Here is a 14,101-nt window from a genome sequence, read left to right on the forward strand (position 1 = left end):
GCAACCGCCTCGTCGGCATCCTCCACGGATGCCTCAAAACCCGCACCCACTACGACGAAGCAACCGCCTGGTCACACCACGCCCAGCCTTATCCCTCTTGACATGAAACGGCATGGGATGTCTGACCACCCTTCAGCGCGGCGGCCAGCAACCGCAGCGCCGCGTTCTGGAAGTCGGGGTCATGGTCCGCGTAGAGGGCGATTTGGTAGGCGGCCTGGGCGCCGTCGTCACCGACGAGCCGGCGATCGGGCCAGCCGTGCTCTGCTGCGATGCGGCGCAGCACGCCGGCGTTCGCGTGGTCTTGATGGCGACCGGCGGCGATCTCTGGGGGGCTCGGGTACCCGCGGGTGAGCTTGCTGTGGTGCAGCCGAGCGGCAGCGGCGCGGTCGATGAGGTCACGGGCGATGTCAGGCCGCTGGAGTGTCGTCATCGGCGCGCCGTTGCTTGGAGAGCGCCTGCGAGGCGACGGCCTGTCCGCAGGCCGAGAGACCCCAGATCAATCTCCGCGTCACAGTGGCATTTGAAACATTCTGGTTCGAATGTGGGGTCCAGGAAGCCGCCACGAGTGGCCGTCTTGAACGCCTTGCCGAGACGTTCGACGACCTTCTGCGCTTCGGGCCACTCGGTGATGTCCCGGCCCTCGTCCTGGGGCGCGGCTCCTAGGAGACACGCCAGGCGATCCGCGGTGGGCACGGAGACCTTGCCAAGCTGGAGCCTGCCGGATTCGACGTGCGGCCCGGAGGTCTCCAGGTCGCAGGCGAGGAACGCCCGGTGCAGAGCGTCGCCCGCGCGAAAGAGCGGCTTCATGCTTTCTCGCACTCGCCGGGCCAAGTCCAGCGCGGTCGCCGCGTCGACGTTGCCCAGACTGATGGAAGGTGCTCCCTCCTCGGCGTCGTTCACCTTGACGAAGTACAGACGCAGGCCGGCAGCGCGAAAGATATCTCCCAGTTCGCTGGCCGCATCCCAGCTCTGGGCGCGCACATCCGGATCGAGGTCGGCGGCCTGCTGCGGGAGGAGGTCGGCCGCCGTGTGTGTCGCGTCGGTAAAGGGGTGCCGGTCGATGCCATCCGGGTCGGGGTCGGCGGGCTGGTGCGGGAGGGGGTCGGTCGTGGGGTGCGTCATGAAGAACTCCGTGGAGGGTGTACCGGCCGGTGATCGGAGGTGGCCTGCCGTCATGGAGATCCGCCGGCCACCTCAGGTGGCGGTAACTTCTGCTCGTTCAAGGCCCGGGCCGCGGGGAGAAGTGGTCCGGCGACTGTGCTGCGCGGCGTCATGTGTCGTCCCCCATGAGGTCGAGGACGGCCAGGATCGCGAGGGTGAACCGGCGCAAATACGACAGCGCTCCCTCAGGACCGGGCTGTTCGTCGCACAGGGCGAGCAGGAGATGCACCTCCTGCGTGGGATACATCGCCACGCGGTGCGGGACGATTTGCAGGAGCTGGCGGGTGGCTCGGCGGAATCGGTCAGCGATCCGCCCCGCGTCCTCGTAGCTTGGCGGTAAAGCGTCGGGCGGCTGTCTCCGAGGCAGGGGGAGGCCGAATCTGACTAACCAGGCATGGAGCTTGCGGTCAGGGACAGCGGGACCGGGCCAGCCCCTAAGCACTTCTTCGAGCGTATCGATCAGGTCATCACTGATTCCCTCAGCGGCGAGGGAGCGTGCGAGACCGTAGGCGAGCCTGCGCCCCGCCTCGTCCTTGGAGGAGAGCGGTCGGCTCAGTAACTCGGTGGCGGTGGCGATGTCTACGGCGACCATCACGACCTCCCTGCGTGAATGCGGAAATGGGCCCAGGTCGTCTTGCCGTCGTCGCTCACGCCCCAGTCGCCGGCGAGGAGCGCGACGAGGAACAGGCCGCGACCCGACTCGTCGTCCTCTGCCGCCTCGCGCGGCCGGGCAGGGGCCGGGTTGCCGTCGAAGACTTCGATCCGCAGTTCATCGTCGGCGTAGCGAACCGTGAGAACGACGTCGTCGGGGGCGTAGCGGAGCGCATTGGTGACCAGCTCCGAGACGCTGACCACGATGTCCTCGGATGCATCGACGGGCACACGCCAGTACCGAAGGTGCGTCGTGGTGATCCGGCGCATGTAGGCGACCCGGGCCTTGGCGGGGGTGAACGCCACCGTGAAGAGTCGGGGTGAGGGTCCGGACAGCAGTTTCGACGCGGCCGTGGTGACGGCTGGTGCGGCAGTCATCGGGAGCCTCCCCGGTAAGCGGCGCGGGGGAGCGGGCGATAGGCGGGACCTGCGCATCGCGTGCCACGCTCCTTCCTTTTGATCACCAAGCGTGTTCGCACGGTGACCAGAGAACACCGCGGGGTACCAAAGAGGGAACGAAGTTTCACCGAAGTTGACGCGTCAGTAACACGGCTTAGGGTGCCGGAGCCGGGGCGCGCCCTGGCATGCTGGGCGCCATGGCCACACTCGATGAAAAGCTGGCAACCGCCGACGACTTGCTGCCCCTGGCGCTGACGAACTTCGCGCACTTCACATCCATGCGCGTCGACGCCGACCACTCGATTCGCGGCCTCGCACTGCACATGGAACGCCTCGAACGGGACTGCAAGATCGTCTACGGCGCGGACCTGGACACTGGACGCGTCCGCGACCACGTCCGCGCGGCCCTCGACGGACAGGCCGGGCCATGCGTCGTCCGCGTCACGATCTACGACCCCGCCGTCGACATGGGCCACCCTTCCGCCGCCGACAACCCGAGCGTCCTGGTCACCGTGCGCCCCGCCGGCCCGCTTCCCCCCGCTCCGCTGCGCGCCCTCAGCGTGCCGTACGAGCGTGATCTTCCCCAGGTCAAGCATTGCGGCCTGTTCGGCGCCCTGCACGCGCGCAGCGCCGCCCAGCTCGCCGGCGCCGACGACGCACTGTTCGTCGGCCGCGACGGCTACATCTCCGAAGGCGGCACCTGGAACGTCGCCTTCATCGACGGCAACGGAACCGTGGTGTGGCCCCAGGCGCCCGTTCTGCCCGGCGTCACCATGGCCCTGCTCCAGCAGAACTCCATCGGCGTCGAACACCGGACCGCCCCCGTCACCCTCGACCAGGCCAAGGGCATGGCGGCCGGCTTCGCCACGAACACCTCCATCGGTGTCCGCGCCCTGGCCTGCATCGACGACAAGGAGCTGGCCACCGAGCATCCCGTGTTGGATACGCTCCGCGACACCTACCTGTCCATCCGCGGCGAAACCCTGTAGCCCCGGGAAGTCGCGATGACGACGGGGGTTCCACGGTGGACCGGCCAGGAAGTCCAAGTACTGCGCGCGGCGCTGCGCATGACCGGCAGGGACTTCGCCGCGAAGGTCGGCGTCAGCACGCGCCAGGTAGAGAACTGGGAGGTCAGGGGCAAGTCCATCCAGCCTCGTCCCGGCAACCAGGCCGCACTGGACACGTTGCTGTCCCAAGCGCCCCAGCAAGCCCAGTGGCGGTTCGCCCAACTCCTGACTGACCAGGCCGCCGGCGGGCAGGACGAGCGCACCGAGGAACTGCTGCGCCGTGACGCGCGCACGATAAGGCATCCCATCGACGGCAAGGTCACGGTGCTCGTCGAGGAGGGCATCTACCTGGCGGGTCCCCAGGACGCGTCGCTCTGGGTGGACGCGTACCGCATCGACGTCTACCCCACGACCAACCGCGATTACGAGCGCTTCGTTCGCGCTACAGGGCACCGGCCTCCGCAGCACTGGCCTGGCGACCGCAGCCCCAGCGCTCTGCACGACCACCCGGTGGTCTGGGTGACCTGGCACGACGCCGCCGCCTACGCGAGCTGGGCAGGCAAGGAGCTGCCCGCTGCCAGCCAGTGGGAGAAGACCGCCCGCGGCACGAAGGGGCGCGCCTACCCCTGGGGCGACGAGCCCACCGCCGCGAAGTGCAACACCGCTGAAAGCGGCCTCGGGGGCACGACGCCGGTCACCCGCTACCAATCCGGCGCTAGCCCATACGGCGCGCACGACCTGTGCGGCAACGTCTGGGAATGGTGCTCCACACCGGGCGCGGATGGGCCCGACCGGTACCAGCTCAAGGGCTCGGCGTTTAGCAGCCCGTTCGAGCGCGCCGCGCCGGCACTGGAGAACGCAGCCAACGGCGGCATGAAAGACAATGACACCGGATTCCGCTGCGTCGCCCTCCCGTAGATCGACACCACCGTTGGCGAGCGGCGAAGGGGCGACGCGCCCAGGTAGATGCCCGATCGTGGTGCTGACTATCGCCGACGTCAGCAGCTCGGCGAGGTTCATGAGGAATGACGACAGCCTCCAGCTGCGGGGCTTCGCAGTACCGATGCGCCGTGGGTGCGCGACCCACATCCCTCCGCCGGCGACCCTCTGTGCGCCCGTCACACCGGCTGCGAGGGCGAACCGCAGTGACATGGCTTCGAGTACATCCGGACGCGGAATGCCAAAGACGTGTGCCCTCACTGTTCGTCGCCTCCCGTTTCGGACCTCGCTAAGCGGGACGTCTGCGCGCATCGACCAACTGAATGCAGCTCCGCCGCGGAGTAGTTGACCGCTACCGTTACGTTGAGCGAACCGCTAATTGCAGCGGGTGGATATCCCCCAGGTGCCGCTGGTAGTGCCAAAGGTGCCAAAGATCGTTTTGTGGACAGGGGCGCAGTATGGCGCGCGAACGGAACACGAAGCTGAGCGCTGTAATCAGGGAAGTTGGCTGGTCGCAGGCTCAGGTGGCGGCCCGGTTTGTCCGGGTGGCGGCGGAGGTAGAGGCAACTGAGCTTTTGGGCACTTCGCGCTCGCACGTGTCCATGTGGGTGCTGGGCACCCAGCCCGCTGGCGCGGGCCCCGCTATCTTGTGCGAGGCGCTCTCGCGTGGATTGCAACGCCCGATCACACCAGACGAGATCGGTCTTCGACCCATGGCGCCCGGTACGCCAACAGCCGACCTGTGGCCAACCGATACGATCACAGCGCTGTTGGATCTCGGGGGGAGTGATCTGGACGTGGAGCGCCGACAACTCCTGTCGGGCACGGCCTACTCGGTCGCCGGTCTCTCGCTTCCGGGACCAGCCTGGTGGGAGCAAGCACCCCGCCACGCAGGAACGCGGAAGCCGTCGACGTTGCGCGTGGGGCGCAGCGAGATCGAGGCGATCCGGGAGATGACTGCCTTCTTCTCCCGACGCGATCAGCAGCGCGGGGGCGGTGACGGCCGCGCCGCCGTAGTGGCCTATTTGCGGACAGAGGTCGCCGCCTACCTGAGCGGCACCTTCCCCACCGACGCCATCCGACGTGAGCTGTACTCCGCGGCCGGGGAACTGGTCTACCTCTGCGGTTGGATGGCTTTTGACGCCTCCCAGCAGGCTGTCGCGCAGCGGTACCTCACCTTGGCCGTGCGGCTGGCCGCCGAAGCAGACGACCCACCGCTGGCCGGGCACATTCTGCGCGCCCTCGCTCACCAGGCCGTCGACCTGGGCCACCGCCGCCAAGCGCGCGACCTGGGCACTGCGTCCATTGAGCGCAAGCGCTATACCCTCGCCAGCCCGCGCGAGAAAGCCCTGATCGGAGTGGTGCACGCCCGCAGCCTGGCTGCCTCAGGCCGTAAGCGTGACGCACTGGCCGCCCTGCTCCGCGCCGAGAACGATCTCGACGCGGCCACCAACGCCGGCCACGAGCCCAGTCGGGTCTTCTTCTTCTCCGAAGCCAGCCTCGCCCACGAGACCGCCTGTGCCTTGCGCGACCTGGGCGACTTCGAAGGAGCCCAACGCGAATTTCACCGCAGCGTTCGCACCCGCGGTCAAGCCTTCGGCCGCACCCACGCCGTGACGCTGGGCTACCTGGGCTCGGTCCAGGCCCAACAGGGCAGTATCGAAGTCGCATGCGCCACCTGGACACGTGCCCTGGACGCCATGGAAGGCATCCACTCCGGCCGCGCCCACGACACCGTGATCGCCATGCGCCGCGCCTTGTCGCCCTTTCGACAGCGCGGCGCCGCCGCCGTCGCGGACCTCGATGCCCGTGCGCGTGCCGTCCTGGCCCACGTAGGGTGACCGCGTCCATCGCAGCCGAGTGTCCCTACATAGCGGCAGCTCATCGGGCTGTTGCTTATAGAACTCCAGCCCAGAGAGAGACGATCCGTGCCTGACGAGTCGATTGCAGCCGAGGTCATCGCAACAGTCGTAGGCGGGCGCGTGCAGCCCACCGACGATTACTGGGGGAGCACCGAGTCGATCATCCGCCTCCACCCGAAGTTTCCTGTAGAGACCGTGCAGGGACTGGATGAATTCAGCCACCTGGTGGTGACCTTCCGCTTCCACCTGGTCAATCCGTCCGACGTTCATCTCGGCGTCCGCAGTCCGCGTAACAACCCGGCTTGGCCGCCCACGGGAACCTTCGTCCACCGCAACATGCGCCGGCCGAACCGTTTGGGTACATCCTTTCCGCGCCTGCTGCGGGTCAACGGCTTGGACCTGCACGTCACGGATCTGGACGCGATTGACGGGACGCCAGTCCTCGACATCGCCCCGTGGTTCGCTGAATTCGGACCGCGCGGGGAAGTCCGCCAACCACGCTGGCCCACAGAAATGCTGGAGAACTACTGGAAGGACCAGAGCGAGGCGTAAGCGTCGCCTCTGGTCGCGTGAGCGTGACGGCTCCCACATCCGCGCGGTCCGAACGTAGGAGCGTGAGAACGTCCACCGCGGGGCTGTGGCATCCTGGCGGCCGGGCGGCTGAGAGCGAGTTGCCTCCAGGGGAGTTGGCGGCAGGCGTCGGCCCGCTGATGCCCTGTTGACGAGGGTTCAACGTGATCCCTGGCCTGCGACCGTTGCCGGCCGCGTCTGTACGGTGCAGCAGCGTTCCGCAGCGCCTCAGCGCCGCCCGGGGGTACAACGCGGGGAGGGAGGTCAGGTCGCGCTCCGGCCAATCGGCGGAACCACAGGATCCCGAAGCCGAACCCACCCGGAGGCGGCGTGGCCCGAAAGTCCGGCCAAATATGCGGCTACGGGTGGATCACCCAGCGAGTTGTTCCCTGGCGTACTCACGTAGCTCGACCATCGGCTGCTCGGTTCGGTGATCCAGGCGGCGGATGAGGGCGGAGGCCAGGTCGACGCAGCGTGAGGCTTGGGAGTCGAGTGCGGTGTCGAGTGCGGCGCGGGCATTCGCTGCGGCGGAGAAGGCGTCGCGGTCGTGGAGTGAAGCTTCGGCCCGGTAGGTCAGGAACACCGCTTTCGTTCGGGAGCGGCGGGGATCGAGTTCGCCTAAACCGGCGCTGATGGCGGTCTCGGCACGATGGGGGTCGCCGAGGTCGAGCCAACAGCGTCCGGCGTCGGCATTGATGTCCGCCATCGACATCCAGGAGACCACGGAGGGCGTGTCCTGCGGGTTCATCCGGGCCAGTTCCATCTCGGCGGACGTCAGCGCGCGTTGGGTTCCTTGGCGGTCTTGCAGTACGGCGCAAGCGCGAGCGCGCCGTACGTCGAGCAGGGAGCGGGCTGCCGGAGTACGGGTGCGGGTCCGGGCGTGTTCGATGATGCGAACGGCATCGGCGGGCCTGGAGAGCCAGGTGGCTTGGTAGGCAAGGTCGGACAGGGCGATGGCGGCCAGGTCGCGGTCGTCTGCTTGGTGGGCGGCGTGGACGGCCGCCTGCCAGTGGCGCTGAGCGTCGGCGTGACGGTCGGCATCGAAGCGGAGCCAGGCCGCGCAGTGTGCAAGATCGGCGGTTACGGCGTGCAGGCGGCGGCCGGTTTGCGTGGTGTAGCGATCTTGGGTGATGAGGTCGATGGCGGTGCTCAGGTGCGCGTCGATGAGACGCGAGACCTGTGGGTGCGGACCGGCGGCGAGTGCGCGCAGCTCACCGGAACGCTGTTCCAGCCACGTCAGGAGTTCCCCGTCGATGCTTTGCCCGTCGAGGGCCCGGCCCAGGTGGCGTGGCTCGATGCGGGCCCAGCTGGCGGCAACGTCGATGAGGGTGCTGCTGCTGAGTATCAGGAAGGATCGTCGCTCCATACGGTTGACCTGTACCTCTTTCAGGGCTGCCCGACTTCCCGAGGGGTTGAAGGGGGCGGGGTACTCGAAGGCGGGTAGCCAGTGGGGCCAGCCGAGTTGTTCGACCACGGCGGCGGGGACGTCCAGGACGGCCGCCAGCAGCGACTGGCTCTCCTGGCTCGGCGTGGTTCCGGTGGATTCCCAGAGCCAAATCCGATTGCGATCGATGCCGCTACGCAGGCCGCGCCGGAGGGCCTGATCGCGGAGTAGACGGGCGAGGTCGTCGCCGGACCAGTGGTGATGCCGACGCAAATATGCCAGCGGGTGCCGGTCCAGCTCCATGTCGCCCCCGAGGTGCCGCAGCCGATGCCTCCCCGTCCACGTCCACCATGCCGTACCTGGCCGGGCGGTGGGACAGCTTCACCAGGGCGGCCACACATCGGCCACACAGTCGTCCCCTGGAGGAGCGGGGGTGGCCGGTGGTGTCCTCGGCAGCGTGACGCCGCGCATTCGTGTGGCGCTGTTGAGAAGGGATGGCTCTCGCGTGAACACAAGGGATCGCTTCGCTGATCTGTCCGGTGCCACGGTCACGGTGACCGGCGGGTTCGGGCTGGTGGGCAGCCGTATTGTGCACCGGCTCCGGGCGCTGGGCGCCAAGCCGCTGACGGTAGGCCGTCTCGACGCCTACGGCTCCTGCGTCTACTCCTCCGTGTTCGGAATCTCCCCTGGGGATCCCGACGTCGTCGCCGGTGATATCACCGACGCCGCGCTGATGGACGACCTGTTCTCGCGCAGCGACTACGTCATCCACGCCGCGGCGCTCGCCGATGTCGCGGAGTGCACCCGCAATCCGGCGGCGGCGCTGGACGCGAATATCCGCGGCACCCAGACGGTGCTGGATGCCGCAGCCCGGCACCGTCGCACGCTGAAACGGCTGGTCTTCGTCTCTTCGGCCAGCGTCTACGGCATCGGCAACACCACCGATTCCCCGAACACGAAGGCCCGGTTCAGCGAGGAGGATTCACTGGTTCCCGGATCGGTGTACGCCAACACCAAGCTGTGGGGCGAGCACCAGACCGCCCTGAGCCTGAGCGGTGCCGACAGCTCATTCGCGATCGTGCGGTACTTCTCCGTCTACGGGGAACCGCAGGTGGTCAAGGAGAACAGCCACAGCTGGGTAGTGGCCTGGTTCGCGATGCGGGCCGCGCTCGGCCTGCCGCTGCACCTCAACGGCGGCGGGTGCCAGGTGAGGGACTTCGTACACGTCGATGACATCGCGGAGGCGACCTTGCTGGCGGCCGTGACCGAGGGCGCGGACCGTACGACGCTCAACGTCGGCACCGGCCGCGCCACCTCCATCCGGCAGGTCGCCGATCTGGTGCGCCGCCATTACCCCGGGGCGCAGATCATCGAGACCCCGCGGCCACAGGGCGACCCGCTCGGTGCCTGCGCCGACACCACCCGCATGCGCCAAGTGCTGGGCTGGACTGCGCCGGTGGACATCGAGGACGGGGTGAGCCGCTACGTGACGTGGTTGAAGGGGACCCCCGAGGCGATCCCGGCGTGGCTGCGCGCCGAGGCCCGAGCTGTCGCGTGAGCCGCTCAGATCACTGGGGGGCGGCCGAGGCGGGCCAACCGGATCACGGTGCGCCAGCGCATCGGCTTCCGGCGCCCGCACTCGGTGCGCCAGCCCTCCGCGAAGCCACCGAACCAGGCCCGCAGCCCGGCCAGGCTGCGGGTCCGGGCCAGCGTCAAGACCACCCACACCCCCAGGTAGACCGGGACGAGCACAGCGGGCAGGTGCCGGCGGGCCAGGTAGACCCGGTTGCGGGCGTTGACCTGGTAGAAGAACGCGTGCCGGGCCGGGGAGGTGTGCGGGTGCTGGAGCAGCAGCTGCGGCGCGTAGCGCACCCGCCAGCCGGCGTCGATCGCCCGCCAGGCCATGTCGGTCTCCTCGTGCGCGAAGAAGAAGGCGTCCGGCCAGTGGCCGACCTGGGCCAGCATCTTCGTGGACAGGACATGGGCGCCACCGAGGAAACCGGTCACCAGCCCGCCGCGCATCGGATCGCCGGCCCGCAGCCGCGGAACATGGCGGCGCTGGGTCACCCCCGTCTCGTCCGCGATACGGAAGCCGACGATCCCCAGCAGCGGGTCCGCTTCGTACAGCGTGGTGATCGTGGCGAAGACATCGTCAGCGACCAGGAGGCCGTCGTCGTCCAGGTCCAGCACCAGGTCCATGTCCCCCAGGTATTCCAGGGCGGCGTTGCGGCCCCCCGTCACCCCCAGGTTCTCCGCGAGTTGCACGGTCTCGACCCAAGGCGGCAGATCGGGCACCGGGCACCCGTTGGCCACCACCACCGTCCGGGCCGCCGGAATCGTCTGTGCCTGGACCGAGACCAGCAGTTCCGTCAATTCCTTGGGCCGCGTGCCCATCGTCAGGATCGCCACGCCCAAATTCACGCCTGCTCTGTACCCATCTGTGTGAGGACGCCATGACCGATCGGACTCCGCCCGGCCGCGCCTGCCTGCATGAACTCGCTACCTTGCGCCGGCTGCCCGCGCACCAGGTGATGGATGCGGTAACGCTTGAGTGGATCGTGGGCAACAGGCCGGCGAACTTCGACGCCTCGCCCAGCTTCCCACGCCCGGCCGTCATGCTCGTACCGCCGAGATCGTGGTTCGCGGCCGGGCATCTGGCCGACTCCATCCACGGCATCCGCCACAACGCCCGCGTCAGCCTCCTCGCCGCACTCTTGGCCGAGGAACACGAGCTCGACGGCGACGATGTCGCGGCGGCCTGCGCCGCCGGGGCGGTCCACGACTGCCGGCGACACCACGACCGGACGGATGCCGGACACGGTCAGCGCGCCGCCTCCTGGTTCCTCCAGCACAGCGACGCCGTGACCGAGGCGATGAGCCGCCCATTGCCGCCGGCGGTGTTGCACCGCGCGACGCGGGCAATCGCCGTGCACGACGTGCCCTACGCCGACTTCACCGCCAGCCAGGAGCGCGCCTACCAAGCCGCCCCCCACCTCGTCGACGTCCTCAAGGCCGCCGACTGCCTGGACCGCTACCGCTTGCCACTTCGCCGGTGGTGGCCAGACCTGGCCCGCCTGCGCATTCCGGTACCCGACTGGCTTCCCCCAGCCGCCTTCGCCCTCGTCATTCGCAGCGAGCAAGCCGCCCTCGACGGCGCCACCGATCACCATGCCCTGACCACCGCCCGCCATTCCCTCACCCGCGGCCAGTAGGAGACTTCCTCGTGGACACCGAACTCGACGACGCCCACACCGACTACACCAGCCCCCGCACCCGGCCCGTGGCCGCAGGGTGCACCGAAAGTGAGGGCGACTGGCGCCGACGCCTGCAGCACGACACCCCAGGCGGCAGCCTGCTCGCCCACAACGCCATGACCCAGACCCTCGCCAGCGGCGGCCCGATCCATCTGATGCACACCACAACAGCACTGGACGCCATCCGCGCCAGCGGACAGTTGTACGCCTCCTCCGGGTGTCTACTCGCCGCCCTGTACTGCGCGCCGCTCACCAAGACCCCCGCCGGCCTGCGCCCGCACAACCTCGGCACCTACCTGCTGCGGACCAAACCGCACACCCAAACTCTGATGATCAAGATCACCCCAGACGCCCCGGCACCGGCCAAGGGCATCGACTACCTGCGGCTCGGCCGCGTACACCTGCACACCTACCTCGACCACAGCAGTTTCCTCACCGAAGCCGAGGACGCCCGACTGCGCGGGAAAGCCCAGCACCAGATCCGCGCCACCGCCCCCTTCCTGGACACGGCCCTAACCAACGCCACCGGGCGCAGGACAGCGCCGGACGCGTTCGTGGACCAGCTCGCCCACGCCGTCCGCACCCTGCCGTTCCTGGGCTACCTGTACTTCGAGGTGCTGTCGGAGTACCTGATGCTCCACTCCACCAGTACCGAGACGAAGACATACGCGGCGGCCGGCGAGATGAACAACCTCCTCTACAAGCGCCTGGCCTTCTCCGCAGTCAGCGGCATGGACAAACTGTTCGACCTGTCCCGCTTCCACCCCGACCACCAGCGCCTGCACGACCTGATCGCCGACATCGAGCTCCCTCTCGCCCCCGGAGCAGCGCAGTACACCCGAGACCGCCTCTCCCACCTGCTCACCGCTCTGGCCCTCGACCCTGGGCAGGACGCGACCACCTTCACCTTCCGCAACCAGGACTTCGACAGCCTCGTCCTGGCCGCGCCGTCCCTGTTAGGGCAGACACTCTTCCGCGAGATGCGCATGCTTCAGCGCTATCCGCAGCTCTACCTCGCCTTCGAGCAAGCCAAGGCCCTTCGAGCCTGGAACTACTGGAACCACCACCAGATCGCGACGCCGTTCAACGGGTTCCTCCCCAAGGGCGAGATCGGGGTCAACCCCGCCTACCCCACCCGCGACTGCACGGTATGGCGGGCGGAGACCTGCGAGCGGGGCCTGCTGCACCCGGTCGACGAACTCGACGTCGCCTTCGTGCCCCGCATGGCGGATCTGGGCCTGACCGCCATGCGACGCGACGCCACCGGCAAGGCCGCCGGACATCCGGCCGCTGCCTGAACTGATCGACCGGCGCCGTTGCCAGGCTGCCCCCGCCGGACTGCTTCGCCGAGGTTCGAGCGCCGGCCATGCGGGGCACACTCCTGCTCACCGCCAGCTACAGCGCCGCCCAAGCGGGGTGGCGCGGGCAGGCCATGAACCTCATCGGCGAAGCCGAGGAGACCGCAGCACGCAAAGAGACCGCAGCCCAGAAGCTCTACATCCCCGGGGTTTTCGGCCTTGACCAGACCCGGGTGTTCCGGGTATCCGTGCATCACGCCCTGGGCGAGGGCGAGCAGGCCCTGAACTACGCCGGCAAGATTGACACTCGGCGTCTGCCGAACGCGGAACGTCGTGGCCGGATGTGCATGGACGTCGCGCGGGTATGGCGGGACCTGGGCGAGCCTGAGCGGGCATTTTCCGCGTTGCGTGTTTTGGAGCAGTACGCCCCGGAGGAAGCGCGGCGGCCGAAAGTGCGGGCCATCACGTCCGAACTCATGGCCTTGAACGGTGAGATCCCGGGGCTGCGCAGGTTCACCCAGCGCACCGACACGGCGTGACGGGTCGGCCTCTACCAAACTACGGGGCACGAGTGCGTCGCTAGTTCGAGCTGGACAGCACGGACCGCGCACGTCATGGCCCACCGGACTGGGGCTGGGGGTCATCCCGCAAGCGCTCGGACAGGCGTGTGACGCCGGTCAGCTTCTGCACTTCTGTAAGCCTCTGGTTCTCCAGCGTGAGCCGTCTGATGTGGTCCCCGTCGAAGTGCAGGTGCCGGGTGAGCAACGACACGGTGACTGCCCGGCTACCGATCGCCGCCACCGGTAATGCCCTCGCGGCCTGATGTCCAATTGCGTTCGAACTCGGTCGCCGTGATCTCGGCTGCAGAGTCGGTCTCCTGCCAGCCGTCCAGGCTTCCCTCGGCGAGGATGCCGTATTGGTGTTGGTAGACGGCCATCACGGTTCGGTCGCCCTCCGAGGGCACGAAAGGCGGGGTCTTGTTGATCCCGGCGAAGACGAGGCCGCGGGTGGGATCGCGGAAGATCACGCTCTCTTGCCGAAGGGCTCCGGAAGGCATTCCGCAAGACGATGTGGATCGAGCGGGCCGGAGTCCCCCTGCGGGTGGCGATGGCTCGCTTGACGTCGTCGCGGGTGATCGGGGCGCGTGCGGGGACGTCCTATACGGCCGGCAACCGGCGGGATGCCGTCCACCAAGGCAAGGGTCCGGGTGACATCGTTCACGTTGGCCGTGGACTCGCGCACGGTGCGGTCGACCCAGTCCATTTCCGGCAGGTGGATGACCAGGGAATGGGGGCGACGCCTTGCGGAATGCGAGACGTGCTCCCCGGTGATGGCGGGGCTGTCGAGGGTGCGGATCGGGATCGTGATCGTGGAGGGCCCTCGGGGTCGGTGCCCTCGTCGCAGAGCAGTTCGAACCATGGCCGGGGGTCTTTCGCCGGGGGTTGCAGATCAGGGTCCTTCGCAAGATCGTGATCGGTCCGGTTTCGTCGGGTGTCGACGTGATGCCGGGTTTCGTGTCTGCGGGGTGGGGTCGGGAAGCAGTGCAGGCACGGTCGCAGTGATCATGTGAGTGTCG

The 14,101-nt window shown here is 68.4% G+C and carries 15 protein-coding genes; 8 read left to right on the plus strand and 7 right to left on the minus strand.

Translation table 11 applies throughout. The features are described from left to right. Positions 1 to 88 precede the first annotated feature (88 nt). From G3I60_RS42750 to G3I60_RS42765, 4 genes are all read right to left on the minus strand, one after another. Positions 89 to 430, minus strand: a complete 342-nt coding sequence (locus G3I60_RS42750) for a hypothetical protein (RefSeq protein ID WP_164608505.1) — start codon at positions 428 to 430, stop codon at positions 89 to 91. Further along, positions 427 to 1,122, minus strand: a complete 696-nt coding sequence (locus tag G3I60_RS42755) for a hypothetical protein (protein ID WP_164608506.1) — start codon at positions 1,120 to 1,122, stop codon at positions 427 to 429. The genes G3I60_RS42750 and G3I60_RS42755 overlap by 4 nt, the downstream gene beginning before the upstream one ends. Before the next feature lie 148 nt (positions 1,123 to 1,270). Then, positions 1,271 to 1,753, minus strand: coding sequence for a hypothetical protein (locus G3I60_RS42760; protein ID WP_164608507.1), 483 nt, complete (start codon positions 1,751 to 1,753; stop codon positions 1,271 to 1,273). Continuing rightward, on the minus strand, positions 1,753 to 2,190 hold the full coding sequence (locus G3I60_RS42765; RefSeq protein WP_164608508.1) for an ATP-binding protein: 438 nt from the start codon (positions 2,188 to 2,190) through the stop codon (positions 1,753 to 1,755). The genes G3I60_RS42760 and G3I60_RS42765 overlap by 1 nt, the downstream gene beginning before the upstream one ends. A 218-nt stretch (positions 2,191 to 2,408) precedes the next feature. Here G3I60_RS42765 and G3I60_RS42770 point away from each other — a divergent pair, with 218 nt between their 5' ends. The 4 genes from G3I60_RS42770 (at position 2,409) to G3I60_RS42785 (ending at position 6,571) form a co-directional block, all read left to right on the plus strand. Further along, entirely contained in the window at positions 2,409 to 3,200 is a 792-nt protein-coding gene (locus G3I60_RS42770; protein ID WP_203675288.1) for an aminotransferase class IV family protein, read from the plus strand. Between the two features lie 15 nt (positions 3,201 to 3,215). Next, positions 3,216 to 4,136 (plus strand): SUMF1/EgtB/PvdO family nonheme iron enzyme, encoded by a 921-nt coding sequence (locus G3I60_RS42775; RefSeq protein WP_164608510.1) that lies wholly within the window; start codon positions 3,216 to 3,218, stop codon positions 4,134 to 4,136. A gap of 941 nt (positions 4,137 to 5,077) precedes the next feature. Next, positions 5,078 to 5,998 carry a Tat pathway signal protein gene (locus tag G3I60_RS42780; protein ID WP_331284077.1) on the plus strand — a complete coding sequence of 307 codons (921 nt, stop codon included), beginning with the start codon at positions 5,078 to 5,080 and terminating at the stop codon, positions 5,996 to 5,998. Positions 5,999 to 6,085: 87 nt separating this feature from the next. Next, on the plus strand, positions 6,086 to 6,571 hold the full coding sequence (locus G3I60_RS42785) for an SAM-dependent methyltransferase (RefSeq protein ID WP_164608512.1): 486 nt from the start codon (positions 6,086 to 6,088) through the stop codon (positions 6,569 to 6,571). A gap of 388 nt (positions 6,572 to 6,959) precedes the next feature. Here the strand turns inward: G3I60_RS42785 and G3I60_RS42790 are convergent, their stop codons facing one another. Next, entirely contained in the window at positions 6,960 to 8,276 is a 1,317-nt protein-coding gene (locus G3I60_RS42790; RefSeq protein WP_164608513.1) for a helix-turn-helix transcriptional regulator, read from the minus strand. Positions 8,277 to 8,478: 202 nt separating this feature from the next. On the opposite strand from G3I60_RS42790, the gene G3I60_RS42795 reads away from it, so the two are divergent. Further along, positions 8,479 to 9,531, plus strand: a complete 1,053-nt coding sequence (locus tag G3I60_RS42795) for an NAD(P)-dependent oxidoreductase (RefSeq protein ID WP_164608514.1) — start codon at positions 8,479 to 8,481, stop codon at positions 9,529 to 9,531. Positions 9,532 to 9,536: 5 nt separating this feature from the next. Here G3I60_RS42795 and G3I60_RS42800 read toward each other — a convergent pair whose 3' ends face one another. After that, positions 9,537 to 10,367, minus strand: coding sequence for a glycosyltransferase family 2 protein (locus G3I60_RS42800; RefSeq protein WP_164608518.1), 831 nt, complete (start codon positions 10,365 to 10,367; stop codon positions 9,537 to 9,539). 59 nt (positions 10,368 to 10,426) lie between these two features. Here G3I60_RS42800 and G3I60_RS42805 point away from each other — a divergent pair, with 59 nt between their 5' ends. From G3I60_RS42805 to G3I60_RS42815, 3 genes are all read left to right on the plus strand, one after another. Beyond that, positions 10,427 to 11,185 (plus strand): hypothetical protein, encoded by a 759-nt coding sequence (locus G3I60_RS42805; RefSeq protein ID WP_239071006.1) that lies wholly within the window; start codon positions 10,427 to 10,429, stop codon positions 11,183 to 11,185. Positions 11,186 to 11,196: 11 nt separating this feature from the next. Continuing rightward, on the plus strand, positions 11,197 to 12,525 hold the full coding sequence (locus G3I60_RS42810) for a hypothetical protein (RefSeq protein WP_164608515.1): 1,329 nt from the start codon (positions 11,197 to 11,199) through the stop codon (positions 12,523 to 12,525). Between the two features lie 68 nt (positions 12,526 to 12,593). Beyond that, positions 12,594 to 13,064, plus strand: a complete 471-nt coding sequence (locus tag G3I60_RS42815) for a hypothetical protein (protein ID WP_164608516.1) — start codon at positions 12,594 to 12,596, stop codon at positions 13,062 to 13,064. A gap of 245 nt (positions 13,065 to 13,309) precedes the next feature. Here the strand turns inward: G3I60_RS42815 and G3I60_RS42820 are convergent, their stop codons facing one another. Next, positions 13,310 to 13,552, minus strand: a complete 243-nt coding sequence (locus tag G3I60_RS42820) for a hypothetical protein (RefSeq protein ID WP_164608517.1) — start codon at positions 13,550 to 13,552, stop codon at positions 13,310 to 13,312. Between the last annotated feature and the right edge of the window lie 549 nt (positions 13,553 to 14,101).

It is taken from the genome of Streptomyces sp. SID13666, from assembly GCF_010548325.1.
Taxonomy (GTDB): domain Bacteria; phylum Actinomycetota; class Actinomycetes; order Streptomycetales; family Streptomycetaceae; genus Actinacidiphila; species Actinacidiphila fildesensis.

Bases quoted from the DNA above. Each gene is read 5' to 3' on its own strand.
- G3I60_RS42770 (WP_203675288.1), top strand. From the start codon at position 2,409: ATGGCCACACTCGATGAAAAGCTGGCAACCGCCGACGACTTGCTGCCC.
- G3I60_RS42755 (WP_164608506.1), bottom strand. From the start codon at position 1,122: ATGACGCACCCCACGACCGACCCCCTCCCGCACCAGCCCGCCGACCCC.
- G3I60_RS42750 (WP_164608505.1), bottom strand. From the start codon at position 430: ATGACGACACTCCAGCGGCCTGACATCGCCCGTGACCTCATCGACCGC.
- G3I60_RS42760 (WP_164608507.1), bottom strand. From the start codon at position 1,753: ATGGTCGCCGTAGACATCGCCACCGCCACCGAGTTACTGAGCCGACCG.
- G3I60_RS42775 (WP_164608510.1), top strand. From the start codon at position 3,216: ATGACGACGGGGGTTCCACGGTGGACCGGCCAGGAAGTCCAAGTACTG.
- G3I60_RS42765 (WP_164608508.1), bottom strand. From the start codon at position 2,190: ATGACTGCCGCACCAGCCGTCACCACGGCCGCGTCGAAACTGCTGTCC.
- G3I60_RS42800 (WP_164608518.1), bottom strand. From the start codon at position 10,367: ATGGGCACGCGGCCCAAGGAATTGACGGAACTGCTGGTCTCGGTCCAG.
- G3I60_RS42790 (WP_164608513.1), bottom strand. From the start codon at position 8,276: ATGGAGCTGGACCGGCACCCGCTGGCATATTTGCGTCGGCATCACCAC.
- G3I60_RS42805 (WP_239071006.1), top strand. From the start codon at position 10,427: ATGACCGATCGGACTCCGCCCGGCCGCGCCTGCCTGCATGAACTCGCT.
- G3I60_RS42815 (WP_164608516.1), top strand. From the start codon at position 12,594: ATGCGGGGCACACTCCTGCTCACCGCCAGCTACAGCGCCGCCCAAGCG.